Source organism: Verrucomicrobiota bacterium JB022 (assembly GCA_030673845.1).
GTDB lineage: Bacteria > Verrucomicrobiota > Verrucomicrobiia > Opitutales > Oceanipulchritudinaceae > WOUP01.
In genome coordinates this window covers 128,630-143,147 of record JAUTCQ010000021.1, presented here as the reverse complement: position 1 = coordinate 143,147, position 14,518 = coordinate 128,630, and the positions used below count along the sequence as shown (strand labels likewise).

Annotated in this window: 16 protein-coding genes; 1 reads left to right on the top strand and 15 read right to left on the bottom strand. The window is 62.3% G+C overall.

Annotated features, from left to right (window positions below; all coding sequences use genetic code 11):
- Window positions 1-4: 4 nt before the first annotated feature.
- Window positions 5-238, bottom strand: coding sequence for a 50S ribosomal protein L28 (gene rpmB / locus Q7P63_17015; GenBank protein ID MDP0501798.1), 234 nt, complete (start codon window positions 236-238; stop codon window positions 5-7).
- An 86-nt stretch (window positions 239-324) separates the two neighbouring features.
- Complete coding sequence (locus tag Q7P63_17010; GenBank protein MDP0501797.1) at window positions 325-1,263, bottom strand: SAM-dependent methyltransferase; 939 nt, start codon at window positions 1,261-1,263, stop codon at window positions 325-327.
- Window positions 1,264-1,335: 72 nt separating this feature from the next.
- Here Q7P63_17010 and Q7P63_17005 point away from each other — a divergent pair, with 72 nt between their 5' ends.
- Window positions 1,336-2,580, top strand: coding sequence for a S41 family peptidase (locus Q7P63_17005; GenBank protein MDP0501796.1), 1,245 nt, complete (start codon window positions 1,336-1,338; stop codon window positions 2,578-2,580).
- A 4-nt stretch (window positions 2,581-2,584) separates the two neighbouring features.
- Here the strand turns inward: Q7P63_17005 and Q7P63_17000 are convergent, their stop codons facing one another.
- Genes Q7P63_17000 through Q7P63_16940 form a run of 13 tightly spaced genes read right to left on the bottom strand, consistent with a single transcriptional unit; the run spans window position 2,585 to window position 14,407 of the window.
- Entirely contained in the window at window positions 2,585-2,869 is a 285-nt protein-coding gene (locus Q7P63_17000) for an oxidase (GenBank protein ID MDP0501795.1), read from the bottom strand.
- Complete coding sequence (locus Q7P63_16995) at window positions 2,866-3,510, bottom strand: cytochrome c oxidase subunit 3 (protein MDP0501794.1); 645 nt, start codon at window positions 3,508-3,510, stop codon at window positions 2,866-2,868. The genes Q7P63_17000 and Q7P63_16995 overlap by 4 nt, the downstream gene beginning before the upstream one ends.
- The gene (locus Q7P63_16990; GenBank protein MDP0501793.1) at window positions 3,510-5,153 is read right to left on the bottom strand and encodes a cbb3-type cytochrome c oxidase subunit I; all 1,644 of its coding nucleotides are present in this window, start codon (window positions 5,151-5,153) and stop codon (window positions 3,510-3,512) included. Before Q7P63_16990 ends, Q7P63_16995 begins: the two co-directional genes overlap by 1 nt.
- Window positions 5,153-6,136, bottom strand: coding sequence for a cytochrome c oxidase subunit II (gene coxB, locus Q7P63_16985; GenBank protein MDP0501792.1), 984 nt, complete (start codon window positions 6,134-6,136; stop codon window positions 5,153-5,155). Before coxB ends, Q7P63_16990 begins: the two co-directional genes overlap by 1 nt.
- A gap of 9 nt (window positions 6,137-6,145) precedes the next feature.
- A complete protein-coding gene (locus tag Q7P63_16980; GenBank protein MDP0501791.1) occupies window positions 6,146-6,949 on the bottom strand; it encodes an SCO family protein in 804 nt (267 codons plus the stop codon).
- Window positions 6,936-7,316, bottom strand: a complete 381-nt coding sequence (locus tag Q7P63_16975) for a hypothetical protein (GenBank protein ID MDP0501790.1) — start codon at window positions 7,314-7,316, stop codon at window positions 6,936-6,938. The genes Q7P63_16980 and Q7P63_16975 overlap by 14 nt, the downstream gene beginning before the upstream one ends.
- 2 nt (window positions 7,317-7,318) lie before the next feature.
- Window positions 7,319-8,185, bottom strand: coding sequence for a hypothetical protein (locus Q7P63_16970; GenBank protein MDP0501789.1), 867 nt, complete (start codon window positions 8,183-8,185; stop codon window positions 7,319-7,321).
- Window positions 8,182-8,727, bottom strand: coding sequence for a cytochrome c (locus Q7P63_16965; protein ID MDP0501788.1), 546 nt, complete (start codon window positions 8,725-8,727; stop codon window positions 8,182-8,184). Before Q7P63_16965 ends, Q7P63_16970 begins: the two co-directional genes overlap by 4 nt.
- On the bottom strand, window positions 8,718-9,239 hold the full coding sequence (locus tag Q7P63_16960) for a DUF3341 domain-containing protein (protein MDP0501787.1): 522 nt from the start codon (window positions 9,237-9,239) through the stop codon (window positions 8,718-8,720). Before Q7P63_16960 ends, Q7P63_16965 begins: the two co-directional genes overlap by 10 nt.
- Window positions 9,240-9,262: 23 nt before the next feature.
- Window positions 9,263-10,648, bottom strand: coding sequence for an NrfD/PsrC family molybdoenzyme membrane anchor subunit (gene nrfD / locus Q7P63_16955; GenBank protein MDP0501786.1), 1,386 nt, complete (start codon window positions 10,646-10,648; stop codon window positions 9,263-9,265).
- Entirely contained in the window at window positions 10,635-13,451 is a 2,817-nt protein-coding gene (locus tag Q7P63_16950) for a 4Fe-4S dicluster domain-containing protein (protein ID MDP0501785.1), read from the bottom strand. Before Q7P63_16950 ends, nrfD begins: the two co-directional genes overlap by 14 nt.
- The gene (locus tag Q7P63_16945; protein ID MDP0501784.1) at window positions 13,451-14,179 is read right to left on the bottom strand and encodes a cytochrome c3 family protein; all 729 of its coding nucleotides are present in this window, start codon (window positions 14,177-14,179) and stop codon (window positions 13,451-13,453) included. Before Q7P63_16945 ends, Q7P63_16950 begins: the two co-directional genes overlap by 1 nt.
- 15 nt (window positions 14,180-14,194) lie before the next feature.
- Entirely contained in the window at window positions 14,195-14,407 is a 213-nt protein-coding gene (locus tag Q7P63_16940) for a hypothetical protein (GenBank protein MDP0501783.1), read from the bottom strand.
- Window positions 14,408-14,518: the final 111 nt, after the last annotated feature.

Genomic DNA, 14,518 nt, shown 5'->3' with positions numbered 1-14,518 from the left:
GGCCTTAAAGGGCCTTCTCGACGAGACCAGCCTTGAGCGCCTTGGCGGAGACCCAGACGCGCTTCGTTTGGCCATTGGCCAACTTCACGCGCACCCGCTGCACATTCGGCTTGAAAGTGCGCTTGGTGATCTTCGCGATGTGCGTACCGATACCACCACTCTTCTTGGTGAGACCGCGGCGGTGAATCTTGCTGCCGCTGACGCGACGCTTACCAGTTACTGAACAAATCCGTGCCATAGCTCGCTTGGGAAAAACGTAGACAAAAGCACGCGCCCCCCGGGGGCCGCAAGGAAAAAAGTGAATAACTTTTCATGTATGTGCGCTTATCGGCTTCCCCAGAGCACCTGAAACTTGCTCCCGAAATACTGGGGGTGCAGCAGCTCCTGCAAGGCCCCGCGCGAAAGGCGGCTCTCGCGCATCGCTCGCTCGATGGCCGCCGTGCCATGCTGGACCAGGAAAGCCTCCTGCCGCTCCAGGTGCGCGTCAAAGCGATGGTCCCGCAACGCCTGCTCCAGCCAGTCCCAGCAGACGTGGCAGGTGATGTCGATTTCGCCCGGACGCTCCAGCAGGTCGTCGCCTTGCTGGTGGCGCGAGTAGGTGCGCGCGGTGCCTGCGGGGCGCTCGTAGGCAAGGGCATTCCAGAGCAGCCCGTAGTCGCAGGTAATAAAAAGCCCCTGCCAGTCTTGTCGGGCAATGCTTTCCAGCGCCTGCACAGCGTCGAGCGGCAGATCCAGCTCGTAACCCTCCGGCGCGGGGTGGGCCAAGGCCGGAAAATCGCGATCCCATCGCCCCAGCTCGATTTCCGCGAGCGTGGCATCTGGCTGGAGTTGCACCGCGCGCTCTCGCCACGCGCCTTCGCGGAAGACAAGGCGGTCGAAGGGCTGGGCGTCGAGCCACTCGTTGGCAAAGACCACGCTGCGAGGCGGGATATTGAGCTCCTGGCCCAGCCGGAGCGGTAGGTAGTCGGCAAAGGGGTGCTCGCGCCCGTGCAGCAGCCCGGAGTCTGGCTCGGCCGCGATTTCGACAAAGGTGTAGTGCGCGGGCGCCTCCGGCAGCAGTTTGACAGCAGCCGCGACGACCAGCTCGGCGAAGATCGGCCCCAGCGAAGTGGAGGTGTAGAAGTCGCTGCCCGGCTGCCTTCCCACGCGCTCCGCCGGCTGTCGATAGTAGCCCACCTCGGGCGTGTACAGGGTCACTTCGATAAAGTCGCGATAACTGAGCCGCCCTTGGGCATCGGCTCGGGCTTCCAGGGCCGCCCACATTTCCGGCCGGCATTGCTTATTTGCGCTGTCAGGAAATTGCATTCCGGGGCGATCTTCCGCATCCTGTCTCTCATGTTCAAGCGGTACTTCGCCCCCGGTGTGCTTTTCCTCTGCATCCTCGGCCTCTTTTCGTGGCTGATGTGGAGCCCTTATTGGGCGACGCTGCGCGAGGTGGGGGCCGTGATGCGCCTGATCCACCGCGAGTATTACGACGCCGACGCAGTGCGCTACAATCACCTGCGCGACAAGATGCTGCAGGGCACGGTCGAAAATCTCGATCCTTACTCGCGCTATTTCTCCGAAGAGGATTTTACCGCCTTTCGCGAGCGCTCCGACCAGCGTTATGTGGGTGTGGGAGTCGAGATCCAGAAACTTGAGGACCGGGTGGCGATCATGACCGTCTTCCCCGGCAGTTCGGCCGAGCAGGGCGGGGTGTTGCCGGGCGACCGCATCCTGCGCGTGGGGGATACCGATGTGCGCGAATTCTCGGTCGAGGCCGTGGTGGACGAAATTCGCGGCGAAGAAGGCCAGCCGGTCGAATTGGGGCTCTATCGCCCCTTGGAAGATCGCGAGCTGGACGTAAACCTCGTGCGCTCCCCGGTCTCCATTCCTAGCCTCGTCGATGTCGATCTGACGGAGCAGGGCATCGGTTATTTGCGGCTGACTCAATTTGGCGGGCGCACGGCGATGGAATTTGTCGAAACGCTCGACCGCTTGGAGGAGAGCGGCATGAAGGCCCTGATCATCGACTTGCGCGACAACCCGGGCGGCAACCTTACGGCAGCCAATGAAGTGACCGAGCAGTTCCTCGACGAGGGCGAGCTGATCGTCTACACCGCTGGCCGTGATGACGAAGACCGCGTCGAATACCGTTCTCATTCCCCCGACCGCGTCGGCCACTACCCGGTGGCGATCCTGATCAACCACTATAGCGCGAGCGGCTCCGAGATCGTGTCCGGGGTCCTCCAGGACGTGGGGCGCGCCACTATCGTCGGTGAAAAGTCTTACGGCAAAGGCTCCGTCCAGACGGTCTACAGCCTGCGCACCGGCGGCGCGTTTACCCAAACGACCGCGCTCTATTACTTCCCCAGCGGCAAATCTATTCACCAGAAAGGCGTCGAGCCCGATATCGTCGTCGACATGCCCGCCGAAACCTACCGCGAGCTGCAGGTGCAAAAGCGCCACGCCGACCGCATGTCTCGCGAGGAGTTTGAACGCATCTTCGGCTTTGCCCCGGATCGTGAGGACTCCGTGCGCCAAAAGGCCGAGGAATATCTGCTCAGTGAAGTTGAGGCGACCGCCCCTGCGGCGGCCTAAGTGTCTACCGCGTCAGGTAATCCGCAAACGTCAGCGTAAAAAGAATCCCCAACCAGAACAGCCCGCCAAAGATGAAGAGCCACGAGCTACGGTCGTGGTAGCGGGCGCGCATGAAGTAGACGATAATCAGCAGCGCCTTGGCCGCCGCGACCGTCATGGCCAGCACAGGGCTCCACCAGCCATGCGGCACCCAGATGAGGCTGAAGGCGACCACGAGCAGCATCATCAGGCCCGCCAGCACGAGCAGGAGCAGGCCGTTGGAAGGCGATTCTTCTTCGGGGTGGCTCATGCGCGGATCAGGTAGAGCAGGGGGTAGAGGAAGACCCACACGAGGTCGACAAAGTGCCAGTAAAGGGCCGCACAGGTCACGTAGGTGGGCTGAATCACGCGGCCCTTGCGGCTACGGAACCACCACACCATCCCGCCGATCCAGCAAATGCCGACGAACAAGTGGAAGGCGTGCAGCCCCGTCATTGAAAAATAGAGAAACTGGAACAGCTCGGCGCTGTGCGGGTGCTCGAAATCCTCCGCCTTGAAGTCGAGGCCTGGGATGTGATGCTTGTGTGCCTTTTCCCAGTATTCGTAGAGCTTGATCGCGAGAAACACGACCCCCAGAAAGGCCGCGCATCCCCAGCTCCAGAGGCCAGCTTTCATCTTGCGGGCCTCCAGCGCCTTTTCTCCAAAGGCAATGAGATAACTGCTGACAAGGAGGACGGCCGTATTGAGCGTGCCCCAAAACAGGCTCAGCTCACTCGCTGCCTCGCGAAAACCCTCCAGATGATAGGACCGTATCACGGTGTAGGCGAGGAAGAAGGCGCCGAAAAACAGGATCTCGGAGCTGAGGAACGCCCACATGCCGAGGTAGCCGGTGCGCTTCTCGTGCGGCGCATCGTGATAGGCTTCGTGCACTTGCTGGCTCAGGTGTCCCATCAGTCTTCGTAGGCGTAGGCTTCGCGGTCGACGACCGGCGTCTTTTCAAAATTGTGCTTTGGCGGCGGCGAAGGCGTCGTCCACTCCAGCCCGGTCGCGCGCCAGGGGTTGGCTGGTGCTTTTTCGCCCTTCCAGAGCGAGAAGATGAGGTAGATCAAAGGCAGCATGTATCCCAGGCCCAGGATCGTCGCCCCCGCCGTCGACATCACGTTGAGGAACTGGAACTCTTCCGGGTAGGTATGGTAGCGGCGCGGCATCCCGAGGTAGCCGAGCAGGAATTGAGGGAAAAACGTGAGGTTGAAGCCGATGAAGATCAGCGTTGCACCAATGCGCCCCCACCACTCGTGATACATGCGCCCCGTGATCTTCGGCCACCACAGGTGCAGCCCGCCCAGGTACCCCATCACCATGCCGCCCACCATGATGTAGTGGAAGTGGGCCACTACGAAGTAGGTATCGTGCACGTGCACATCGACGGCCAGCGTCGCGAGAAACAGGCCCGTGAGTCCCCCGATGGTAAAGAGCCCGAGGAAGCCCACCGCGTAAAGCAGGGGCGTCGTGAACTGCACACGCCCGAGGATCATCGTCACCGTCCAGTTGAAAACCTTGATCGCCGACGGCACCGCCACGAGGAAACTGAGCAGCGAAAACACCAGCCCGGCGTAGACCGATTGCGAGCTGACGAACATGTGGTGCCCCCACACGAGGAAGCCCAGCCCCGCAATCGCCAGACTGGAGAACGCCACCACGCTGTAGCCGAAGACGCGCTGTCGGGAAAAGGTGGCGATAATCTCACTGATCGCGCCGAACCCTGGCAGGATCATGATGTAGACCGCCGGGTGACTGTAGAACCAGAACAGGTGCTGGAACAGAATCGGGTCTCCCCCCAGTGCCGGGTCGAAAATGCCGACCCCGAAAAGGCGCTCCGCCATGACGAGGAACATCGTGATCGCCAGCACCGGCGTCGCCAGCACCATGACGAGGCTGGTGGCGTAGAGCGACCACACAAAGAGCGGGAGGCGGCCCCACGTCAGGCCCGGCGCGCGCATCTTGTGGACCGTCGCGATGAAGTTGACCCCGGTGAAGATCGACGAAAACCCCGCGATAAATATCCCCATCGCCATGCTGATGACGTGGCCGTTGGAATAGGTGCTCGAATAGGGCGTGTAGAAGGTCCAGCCTGTGTCGACCCCGCCTGCCACCATCGCGTAGAGCGTGAACAGCCCCGCTGCGACGAACACATACCAGCTCGCCAGGTTGATCCGTGGGAAAGCCACGTCTTTGGCCCCCAGCATCAGCGGCAGCAGGAAGTTGCCCAGCACCGCCGGGATGGAGGGCACGAGGAAAAACCACACCATCAGCACCCCGTGGATGGTGAAGAGCTTGTTGTAAGTTTCCGAGATCACCAGATCGCCCTGCGGCGTCGTCAGATCGGCCCGCATCATGGCGGCGGCGAATGCGGCAATGCCGAAGAAGAACGTGATCGTGAACAAGTAAAGAATGCCGATCCGCTTGTGGTCGGTGGTGAGCAGCCAACCCTTCAGGCTACGGTCGTGCTCCAGATAGCTGGGTTCGGCCGAAGGCTCCACCTCGCGGGGCGGATGGTGGATGTCGCGGCGTTGACTGTCGGCAGGTTTGTCCATCAGCGGGTAAAGTCTTCGGCTCCGGTTTCGAGCGATTGCAGGTAAGCGATCAGCGCGGCGAGCTGAGCCTCGTCTAGCTGGCCTTGATAAGAGGGCATCACGTTGTTGAAGCCCGCGACGATGTGCTTGCCGGGCACGAGGATGCTGTCGCGCAGGTAGGCGGTATCGGCGGTCACAAAGCTTCCATCGGCCAACGCCACGCGGCGACCGGCCAGCCCCTCCAGCCGCGGCGCATGCACGTTACCGCCCGGAAGGTGGCAACCGCTGCAGCCCTGGGTGTGAAAGATCTCCTGCCCGCGTTCGGCCAGCGTCATTTGCCCCGGCGTATTGCGGTCTTGCTGGAGCCAGGCCGCAAAATCCTCCGGCTCCATCACCTCGACCCAGCCACCCATCTTGCTGTGATCGGTGCCGCAATACTCCGCGCAGAAAAACCGGAAGCGACCTGTCTTGGACGGCGTGAAGGTCAGCCGCACGTATTTGCCCGGCACGACATCGCGCTTCACGCGAAACGCGGGCACATAAAACGAGTGGATCACGTCCTCCGAAGATAACACCAGCGTAATCGGCTCGCCGACCGGCAGGTGCAGCGCGTTTTGCTCCATCTTGCCCTCCGCGTGGTAGGCCTGAAACATCCATTGTCGGCCCACCATGTTGATTTCGCGCGCTCCGTCTTCCGGCTGATAAGAAACCAGATACAGACGCGCGCCCCACGCGAAGAGGCCCAGAAAGATGATCAGCGGCACGACCGTCCACCCCAGTTCGAGCTTCCAGCTGCTCCGCTTGATCCACTTTCCCAGGCCTTGATCGTCGCGTTTGTAGTTAAAGAGGGCATAAGCCAGCAGCACGAAGAGCAGGGCCAGGATCGCCCCGCTGATCAGTAACAGGCCAGCGAAGAGTAGATCGACGCGCAGGGCCAAGTCCGAAGCGGCTTCGGGCCAGAGCCTGAAGGTGGAAGTGGTATCGACTTGGGCAAGAGTGAGCATGCGCGTGGTCTAGGCGTGGGGCTGTTGGCGTTCGCGCCGCAGGTTCCAGGTGATGAAGCCGCCGAGGGCAAAAATGGTCGCCAAGGCCCCTGCCTTGAGCAGGTTCTGAATCGCGAGGCCGTATTTGCCCGTCATCGGGTCGTAGTGATAGCACAGCAGCAAGAGCTGATCGGCGGGCGAACCCAGCTTGCCTTGCGAGGCATCAACTAGCGCCAGACGCACGGCAGGGCCCTCGAAGCGCACCCCGAAGAAATACTGAGCGATCGTGCCGTCTTCCTCCGCGATCAGAAAACCGCCGGGGTGGGCGTATTCGGTGCTCTCCTCGTCGTATTCGTAGCCGAAGCCAGCAGCCTGCGCGATTTGCGTAATCGCCTCCGGCCCGGCCCGCAGAAACGTCCACGCATCTGCGTCGGCGTTTTCGGCGTAGGCGCGATTGGCGTTGCGCTGGGCTTCGCGAGCCAGCTGCGGATCTTCCTCCGGGTCGACGCTGATAAAGAGTACCTTGAAATCTTCCGGCGCCTTCCAGTCGAGGTCGTGCGTCACCTGCAATACCCCTTGGATCTGCTCGCCACACAGCATTGGGCAACGGTTGTAGCCCAGCAGCACGATCACAGGCTTGTCTCCGAAGTAGTGGCCGAAGGGCTTGGCGTTGCCCTGCACGTCGATCACCTCCGCGTCGAGTGGCAGGCGCTGGCCGAGATTTTGCGTCCAACCCACGTCGGGCGGGGGCGGCTGGTTGTAATTCGTCTGCGTTTCGGCGCGTAACACTCCCGTAAAGGCAGCGAGCAAGACGGCAATTCTAAGGACGTGCATCGTAATACGTCTCCTGGCGTTGAAGTTCGAAATCGGATTCAGCCGACCACTGCGGCAGGCCCTGAGAGGCGATCCGCCGCTTGGCTGCGTCGAGGGAAAGGGTCCCCGGCGCGCTGCCGTCCAGCCGCCCGCTATTGGCCTCCATCATCTCCTGCCAATCGGCCGCAATTGGCGTCTCGTAGGCCGAGCCATGCGTAAACAAACGGTCGTCTGGCCCATGGCGGTCGTAAAGGTGCTCACCATAGATCCAATAGAGCACGCCCAGGCATACTGCCATCAGCACGATGATACCCAGCGCGACGATTGCCGGCAAACGCAGGCCCACGTCGTGACGCTCGTAATCGGTATGCGGGTTCGGCGCTTCCATGGTTAGAAGGTATGGGGCAGGGGGTGCAAGAACCACAGCAGGTAGGCGGCCATCCCGGAGGCGGCGAGAAAAGCGGCTCGATTGATTCGCGCCGGGCGCACCCGGGCCTCACGCGAGAGCAGGCTGATGAAGGGCCACGCCACCCCGCATACTGCCATGTAGACGACCAGTAACACCCACGGGAAATGGCTCCGCTCCACGTAAAGCTGCGATTCGCGCGGCAGGTCGGCCATCCAGATGATGATCAGCTCGGCCGTGGCCAGATAGGCGCCGACGACGGTCGACGCTTGCAGCAAACTCGCCAGCTGACGGCGCGAGAACTCCTCGACCTCCGACCAACGGGTCCGCAACAGTGCCATCGAAAGGCCGAACAGGACCGAGAGCAGCATGAACGTGAACGGGAAGCCGGTCGAAAACCAGTCGGCGTCGCGCACCATCACCCAGTCCACCGCAAAGAAGAACATCGTCAGCGTCAGGCCGACCAATGCCGGTGCCGCCCACGGCTGACCCCGCTCGCCACCGCGCCGCCCCAGCAGGAGGCCGAGCCCGGCGAAGACCAGCAGATACACCACGTTACGCACGAGGAAAAAGGGCCAGTTGAGGAACGCGGCGCGCTCGTGCGTCAGCTCCTTCAGGTGGTCATTGGCAGGTGAAACCCAGTAGGCGAGGTGTTCGAAGAAAAAGATCAGCCCCAGGAAACAGAGCGCAGGCACCCACCACAGGCTCACGTGCTTCCGCAGGATCGGCCGCAGCGTCTCCATCCAGCGCCCTCCCGTCAGCGGATAAAGCAAAAGCAGATAGGCCGAGCCCGCTACCAGTGCCAACGCCAGCAGTGCCACATACCAGAATAAATGCAGCGCGAGCGTCATGGTGCCACCTCCTCCGTTGGATGCTGGCTCAATTGCAAGGCGCGCACAAAGGCTACAATCTCCCAACGCTCTTCCGGGCTCACGCGGCCCCCATAGGGCAGCATGGCGCCATAGCCGTTGGTGATCACGTCGAAGAGGTAGCCATCGGGCGCCACGCGCAGGCGGTCGAGGTGAAAATTGGTTGCCGTAGGAAAGCCACGCCGCACGACAATACCGTCGCCATACCCCGCCGGGCCATGGCAGACGACACAGTGCACGTGATAAAGCTCTTCACCCGCCTCCAGTGTGGCCTCCGTAACCTCCAGCGGCATGCGGTCGAGATAGCGGCCATCGGCCCCTTTGCCCGTGACGAAGGGCCGGTCAGCCCAAGGGCCATCGTGTGGGACGGTACCTTCGGGCGGCGGCTGGGCGGCGAACTCACCCGGCAGGTTGTCCGCGCGCTCGTAGGCTTCGACTTTCTGTTGATCGCCCATGTTGTCGTAGCAGCCGGCAAGGAAGGAAAGGGCCGCGATCAGTAGAGGTAAGAGCGGCTTCAGTTCCATCGGCGCACCTCCGTTTCTTCCGCCCCTGCATTGCTCAACTGCCTCTGTTGGTGGCGCAGCTCCTCTTCCGAAACGTCTCCGGTCGGCACCATGAGCAGCACGTAGCGGTCTTGCGTGCCGCGTGCGATCAGCGGCGAATCCAATTCCGGCACATAAAGGCGCGGACGAAGCCGGATCAGCCACGTAATCAGGCCCGTCAGTGCCGCCGTCAGCACCCCCAGCTCGAACGTGATCGGGATGAAGGCGGGCCAGCTGTGCAGCGGACGCCCCGCCACGTTGAGCGGGTAAGCCCAGACGGAAGCGTAGACCTGCATCAGGTAGCCGCCGAAGGCTCCGCAGATGAAGCCCCAAAAGATGATTTTCGGGATCGGACTCGGGCGATAGGCTACCAGTGCGTCCAGCGACTCCATCGGATGGGGTGTGAACACCTGCACCGACCACGCGGCATCCTCGCGCACGTAACGCTCTACGGCTCGTTCGAAAGCTTCGGCCTCACGAAACGAAGCGATCACCGCCAACGGTAGAATCGGAGCCCTCACTTCGCCTCCTTTCCGTGCTCTTCCCGTTCGTGCAGGATCTCCCGGATCTCGTGCATCGAGACCATTGGAATCAGCCGCACAAAGAGCAGCACAAGGAAGAAAAACAGCCCCAGCGTGCCCAGATACAGCGCCCAATCCCAGCCCGTGCTGTCGAAGTCCTGCCACGACGAGGTCAGGAAATCGTGGCCCAGGCTGGAGACCACGATCAGGTAGCGCTCCATCCACATGCCCACGTTGACCAGCCCGGCGATGATCCAGAGCGCGAGGCTGTTGGTGCGGACACGCTTCCACCAGAGCACCTGAATCACGCCCACGTTGCACGCGATCACCGTCCAGAAGACTGGGGCGTAGTAGCCCGTGAGGCGGTCCATCATCGTGTCCACCTCAAACAAGTCGGCGCTGTACCACTGGAAGAACACCTCGCTGAGGTAGCCAAAGCCCACCATCATGCCAGTCGCCAGCATTACCTTGCCGATGTTGTCGAGGTGGCGGCTGGTGATCATGCCCTCCAGCTTGAAAATCTTGCGGATCGGGATGACCAGCGTCGCCACCATGGCGAAGCCCGAGAAGATCGCGCCGGCCACAAAGTAAGGCGGGAAGACGGTACTGTGCCACCCCGGCAGGTTGCTCACTGCAAAGTCCAGCCCCACGATGCTGTGCACGGAGATCACGAGCGGCGTGGCCAGCCCGGCGAGCATGAAGTAGAGCGCCCGGTAGTCGCGCCACTGGTGGTCGCGCCCCAGCCAGCCGAGCGAGAAAAAGGCGTAGATACGCTTGCGCAGGCCCGGCGCCGTCCGGTCGCGCATGGTGGCTAGGTCCGGTACCAGCCCAAGATACCAGAAGATCAGCGACACGCTTCCGTAGGTCGAGACCGCAAAGAAGTCCCAGACCAGTGGACTGCGAAATTGCGGCCACAGCCCCATATCGTTGGGATACGGAATGAGGTAGAAGAAATACTGCGGTCGGCCGAGGTGGAGCAGGGGAAAAAGACCCGCGCACGCCACCGCGAACAGCGTCATCGCCTCCGTAAAGCGGTTGATCGAGTTGCGCCAGTCTTGCTGCAACAGGAGCAGGATGGCCGAAATGAACGTGCCCGCGTGTCCAATGCCGATCCACCAGACAAAGTTGATGATCGCAAAGCCCCAGGCGACGGGGATCTGCAGGCCCCAGACGCCAACACCCTTGGCGAGCAGCCACGTAATGGCAGTAAACAAGAGGAAGACCCCGCCAGCGGTGACGAGCAACGCACTCCACCACCACCAGGCACGGGTCCGCACCCGCGCCTCGTCACCCACACGCTGGTTGAGCAGCTCATGCGACATCTCGGCGCCGAGCAACTCCTCCGGGCGGGTCGGGGCGTTTTCCTGTTCAGCGGGCTTCATGCGGCGGGTTTTGCCAACGCGGCAGGTAAGTGGTGCGGGGGCGAGTGTCCAACTCGGCCAACAAGCCGTAGTCGCCTTTCTGGGCCTTCCGCTGGGCGACGGCGTTCTCCGGGCGGCTGATGTCGCCAAAGACGATCGCCTGTGTCGGGCAGGCCTGCTGACAAGCCGTCTGGATCTCGCCGTCGCGGATTTCGCGCTTTTCGTTACGGGCGTCGATCCGGGCCCGGCTGATGCGCTGGACGCAGTAGGTGCACTTTTCCATCACGCCCCGCTCGCGCACCGTCACCTCGGGGTTGAACTGCAGGTTACGCGGGTGCTTTTGCGGCGGACGGTAATCGAGGAAATTGAAGCGGCGGACCTTGTAAGGGCAGTTGTTCGAACAATAGCGCGTGCCAATGCAGCGGTTATAGACCATTGCGTTCAGGCCCTCGCTGTCGTGCACCGTTGCGGCTACCGGGCAGACCAATTCACACGGGGCCTTTTCGCAATGCATGCAGGGCACGGGCTGGTGCAGCACGCGCGTAGGGCCACTCTCGGCCGAGAAGTAGCGATCCACCCGCAGCCAGTGCATTTCGCGTCCGGCGGCCACCTGTTCCTTGCCTACGCTGGGGATATTGTTCTCTGCCTGGCAGGCCGTAATACAGGCCGAACAGCCGATGCATGAGCTGAGGTCGATCGACATACCCCAGGCATACGGCGCCTCCCCGGCGGGCAGCTTGGGCGGGTGGGGCATGAAACTGCTCTTTTCTGGATCAAAATGGTGCTCTTCCTTTGGGGCAGGGTGGCCCACCTCTCTCACCTTCACAAACTCATGCCCTTCCATCACCTGATGATGCTGCGTCGTCACCAGCTCGTAGCGCTCACCGGTCTTGGCCAGGGATACCCCCTCCCACCTCCATTGCCCTTGCAGAGTCGCTGCCGAATAGCCGGTGTGGTGGCCCTCATGCAAGCGAGCAGTCGCGCGGCCATAGCCAAGAAAGGCTACCACCGTGTCGTCCTCCATCGCGGGCAACGGCAATACGGGGAGGTGCAGACGCCGGTCGCCAACCCGGATTTCCACCACGTCGCCTTGCTGCAAATCCAGCTCTTGCGCGCGCCTCTGAGAGACCCAGAGCGCCTGGTCCCATACCAAGAGGCTGATGGGCTTGGGCAGCTCCTGGAGCCATGCGTTGCGCGCGCCGCGGCCATCCTCGATTGTCGGGTCGAGCCGCACCAGCAGGTCGAGCGGGCCATGGCCGGGTTCTCTCGTGGGGCGGCGCCCTGCCTCTCGACGGAGCACCTCGGGCGCAGGCGGAGCGTCGGCAAACACACCCTCCTGCAGTCCCTTGAGCCACCACGATTCAAAATCTCCCGGCACTTGAGCCTGCCAATGCCGTCGCACCAGATCGTGGGCGCTCAGCGGATTGCTCGGCTCCGCGAGCCAATGCAACAGCTCCAGCCGTGAGCGGCTCTGATACATCGGGCGGATGAGCGGCTGCACGGGGCTCAAGGTACCGGTCCAGCTGCGCAAATCGCCCCAGTCTTCCAGAAAGTGGTGCACCGGCAGCCGCCATTGGCAGGCGCGTGCGGTTTCATTCACCTCCAAGGTGGCGCAGGCCGACCACTGGGCGCGGGTGATTGCTGCCGCCAGTTCCGGGACGCTATGAACGGGGTTGGTATCGAAGCAAATCAGAGCCTGGACCGCCTCGGCCTCCAGCGCCTCCTGCAACTCCTGCCGTGAGGCGAGTGGCAGGCCCACCGCGTCGTCTGTGCGGGCTGGCAAGGCGATGGATTCCCAAGTGGTGCCCTCCGAGCCCAGTGCCTGGTTCAGTCGGCGCACGCGCTCCTGCAGCTCGTCGTCCAAGTAGCTTCCACCTACAATCAGGGCTCTGCTGCCCGCACGGTTCAAGTCTGCCCGGCAGCGTTCGACCCATTTTTGTTCCGCTTCTGCAAGATCGCCTGTCATCTGGCCTTCCAGCGCATCGAGCAGCACTGCCCAACGGCTGGGGCGGGCCAAGAGGGGCGCGTCTGCTTGCACGTTGGTCACATTGGGGGCGGCGTGCAGACTGTAGAAGCGGCTGAGTTGGGCGTCCTTTTCCCAACCGCGCCGGCGCTGTGCGAAATCGCGCGCATAACGTAGACTTTCGGGGTGTTCGGTCAGGAAATCGGGGTCGATGCCCACGACCACCTCGGCTGCGGCAAAACGGTAGTCAATGGGTTCCCAGTGCAGGTGATGGATGGGCGACTCCATCACGATGCGAACCTGTGGGAAGCGGGCTACCAGTCGTTGCCAGACTGCGGTTTCGGTGGGGGAGGCATTCGCCTCGGCTACAATCCAGAGACCACGCCCCCCGGTCGACTGCAAAGCTGTGAACCGTTCCAGCCAACTGGCCTCAAAACTCTGCCAGTTGCTGGTGCGCTGGCGCAGATGTGGGGCGCGCAGGCGCTGATGGTCGTAGAGTCCCAACAGGCTGGCCTGCATGATCGCATCGCTGGCTCCGAGCGTAGACGAATGGCTCTCGTTACCTTCGATCTTCACAGGACGACCTTCGCGGCTCTCGACCAGGATACCCCGCCCGTAGCCTCTCCAGTTGTGCGTGGTAGCATAGAAATTCGGCGTCCCCGGCAATACCTGCTCGGGCTGGCGCACGTAAGGCAGGATCTCTTCGCGGGGCTTCCGGAAGCACCCGCTGAGCGTCGCCAGGCTTAAGCCCGCTCCCGCCACTTGGAGAAACCTGCGCCGGCTCAACTGCGAAGGCCACACCGCAGCTTCGGGCGGAAACTCATCCGTATTGCGGGGAGAACTGGAGGTGGGGGCAGGCATCAGCGGTGGCAGGCGGTGCAATCGGTCAGGTTATAGGTGGCCACGCTCTGCTGGGCTGCCACTTCTTCGTGGACGTCATGCCAGCGTTTGGCATCGAAGGGAGAAGACCGCATGGCGTGAAAGGTCTCGCCCGGCTGGAGCGGGTCGGCTTGCCGCCGCACGTTAACGACCTCTGCTTCAGGCACCAAATGAGCGCTAGGGTTGCGGTGGCACTCCAGGCACCACAGCATCGAGAGTTCTTCGACCTGAGCCACCGTCACCATATCTTCGACATCCCCGTGGCAGGAGCGGCAGGACACCCCGTTGTTTACGTGCACGGAGTGGTCGAAATACACAAAGTCACCCAAGTCGTGCACTCGCTGCCAACGGACGGGCTCCCCTGTGCGCAGGCTCTCCCAAAGCGGATCCAGCATCGGGCTGTCGCGGAAGAGCTGGCTATGGCAACTCAGGCAGGTATCGGTCGAAGGCAGCCCCGCAAAGGCCGCTTTTTCGACGCCGGTATGGCAGTAGCGGCAGTCGATGCCCAATTCGCCCGCGTGGTGACGATGGCTGAAGATGATGGGCTGCTCGTGCGTTACCCCAAAGCCTTCGTAGCCATCTCGACTCCCAAACACATATACCGCCGTCAGCGAGGCTAGCACCAGCACGAGCGCGAAAATCGCACCCCCGCGCAGCCAGGCATCGGCGGAGGGTCCAAAGGCTTGCGGATGTTTGTCGGGGGCGGCCACGGAGGTGGAAAGTTGCTAGCGGCCACCCTCCTTTTGATACCACGCATCGACTTCTGTCTGCGCTTGTTCCGGCGTGAAGCCATAGCGCTTGCCGAGTCGGGCCTTGAGGCGATCGACATCGCCGCCGATTTCCCGCAAATCCTCTTCCTGCAGTTGTGGCCACTGTCGCATCAGGGCGTTTGCGTAGGTGAGCCAATGGGCTTTGAGGATATCGTTGTCCGTACTCATGGCCTTGGTAGATGCCAAGGCTGTACCAATTTTACGGAGAGACCCGGTAACGCTTCCGATTACTTGAAGGATTTTTACCGATTGTGGAAGCGAAAGGTCCGGTGGTGCAGC